The sequence below is a fragment of the Corynebacterium sp. HMSC064H12 genome, from assembly GCF_001809925.1.
Lineage (GTDB): Bacteria > Actinomycetota > Actinomycetes > Mycobacteriales > Mycobacteriaceae > Corynebacterium > Corynebacterium jeikeium_D.
The window spans coordinates 1-1,545 of record NZ_KV799334.1 but is presented as its reverse complement, the minus strand read 5'-3'; the positions used below and the strand labels follow the sequence as shown (position 1 = coordinate 1,545).

General features: G+C 55.6%; 3 protein-coding genes and 1 tRNA gene. 2 read left to right on the top strand and 2 right to left on the bottom strand.

Features of this window, described 5'->3' with window-relative positions; genetic code table 11:
• Nucleotides 1-105 precede the first annotated feature (105 nt).
• Nucleotides 106-181 (bottom strand) — tRNA-His (locus HMPREF2681_RS03305).
• Nucleotides 182-322: 141 nt separating this feature from the next.
• Nucleotides 323-976, bottom strand: coding sequence for an oligoribonuclease (gene orn, locus HMPREF2681_RS03300; RefSeq protein ID WP_016422281.1), 654 nt, complete (start codon nucleotides 974-976; stop codon nucleotides 323-325).
• Between orn and HMPREF2681_RS03295 the strand changes: the two genes are divergently transcribed.
• Both HMPREF2681_RS03295 and HMPREF2681_RS03290 read left to right on the top strand, forming a co-directional pair.
• Nucleotides 975-1,163 carry a hypothetical protein gene (locus HMPREF2681_RS03295; protein WP_042388509.1) on the top strand — a complete coding sequence of 63 codons (189 nt, stop codon included), beginning with the start codon at nucleotides 975-977 and terminating at the stop codon, nucleotides 1,161-1,163. The genes orn and HMPREF2681_RS03295 overlap by 2 nt on opposite strands.
• Nucleotides 1,164-1,258: 95 nt before the next feature.
• A partial coding sequence (locus HMPREF2681_RS03290) for a helix-turn-helix domain-containing protein (RefSeq protein WP_141746272.1) occupies nucleotides 1,259-1,545 on the top strand: 287 nt, incomplete at its 3' end.

Genomic DNA, 1,545 nt, shown 5'->3' with positions numbered 1-1,545 from the left:
CCCGGAAAAGACACACTTTTCTTTACTTAACCCACCATAAACGCAGTTGCTAAGGCGGAAACACAAAAACCCTCGGCCCGGAAAAACCTGGCCGAGGGTTCTACTTGGGGTGACTGACGGGACTCGAACCCGCGACACCCAGGATCACAACCTGGTGCTCTACCAACTGAACTACAGTCACCATTACCGCATTGAGAAAGCTGTTTCTCAGCTCATCTCTGCAGCGAACTATATGGTAGCCCACACTTGGCTGGAAACAAAAACGGCAGGTCAATCCGGATAAATTTGGGAAAGGGTGGGGTTTGGGTCGTCGTAAAGCGAGCTAGCCGCGAATCTCACCGTACTTTTCCGTCGATTCCTTGCTTGCGGCAGAAATAGCGTCGCCTTCGGGGCCGGGGTGGGGCAGAAGCATGGCGCGGCGGTAGTAGTCCAGCTCGCGGATCGACTCCTTGATATCTGCAAGAGCTCGGTGAGCGAGACCCTTTTCTGGAGCGCCCTTGAGGACCTGGGGGTACCAGCGGCGGGCAAGTTCCTTGAAGGAAGAGACATCAATCATGCGGTAGTGCAGGTGCTGGTCGAGCTCTGGCATGTAGCGGTGGATGAACTTGCGGTCGGAGGCAATCGAGTTGCCTGCCAGTGGGGCGGTGCGCGGCTCGGGAACCCACTGACGGATGTAGTCCAAAACAGCCTGTTCGGCGTCGGCGACATTAGTCTTGCTGTCGCGAATTTCCTGATCCAGGCCGGACTTCGCATGCATCTTGGTGACGAAATCATCCATCTGCGCCAATTCGGTCTCGGACGCGTGCACGACGATGTCCACGCCTTCCCCGAGGACGTTGAGGTTGGCATCGGTGACGAGAGCCGCGATTTCGACAATGACGTGGCGCTCGGGTTCGAGGCCCGTCATCTCACAGTCAATCCACACGATGCGGTCGAGCTCAGGGGAGAGCTGGAGGTCGGGATCGGGCTGAGCCATGATTTCACCTTTCGCTGAGATTCGGCATGATTCTGCAGTGCGCCTTATTTTGTGCCCGGACTGGGCTGTGGGGCACACGCTGACTACGCCCAGCTTAGCGATGTGGATTGTGCTGTGGTCGGGCGTGTGGATTGCCGTGTGGTTTGTGGAGCGAATTGTGGGGGAAACGAAATTAACTGGAAAGTAAGATCTTAGAATTGGACAACGGGGCATGAACTAAATCGACCTATTTGCCTGATAAAATTACTTCTGAGTTCGGATTCCAACGGGAGAAATAGTTACATGGATGAGACGAGGCGTGTTGGCGACGCTGCTCAAAGCACCACTGCGGCACAGAAACCATCCGTCGATGATGTCATCATTGCCGCTGCGCGCGAAAGCGTAATGACTGTGGGCTTGCGTAGGACTTCGATTGCAGAAATTGCTCGCAAGGCAGGAGTTTCGCGTCCGACCGTATATCGTCGATACGCTGACATTGGTGAGCTTCTGGGGGAAGTGACCAACCGCGAAATCCTGCACATGCTTGAGGGGCTCCGCGGGTTAAGTAGCAAAAAGTGTGTCCGCTCGGC